General features: G+C 29.0%; 1 protein-coding gene. It reads right to left on the bottom strand.

The features are described from left to right. On the bottom strand, positions 1–297 hold a 297-nt coding region (locus IF202_RS17330), incomplete at both ends, for a hypothetical protein (RefSeq protein ID WP_456238037.1).

Here is a 297-nt window from a genome sequence, read left to right as displayed (position 1 = left end):
GCGTTGCAAATAATTAGTTATGTTCTGGTAAAATAACTCTTGGAATTCATCATTATCAGATTGAATATTTTTGTGCTTTTTCTTTAGATTAGCGTATCTCGTGTTAAGAATGCTTAACCCCATATTTTCGAAATTTTGGTCACTACTTAAGTTACTAATAGCATCTAACCATAGATCTTTTTTACTTTCGTTACTTAAACAACCAATTAAAGCTGAAACAAAATCTTTCCGAAGACCTTCTAATGAATTTAAAGCTTCACTATTTTCTCTGTTTTTTAACCCTATATAGAAATACTT

Source organism: Marinomonas colpomeniae (assembly GCF_014803385.1).
GTDB classification, from domain to species: Bacteria; Pseudomonadota; Gammaproteobacteria; order Pseudomonadales; family Marinomonadaceae; genus Marinomonas; species Marinomonas colpomeniae.
Note: the sequence above shows the minus strand (reverse complement) of the source record. Positions and strands in the feature narration are given on the sequence as shown.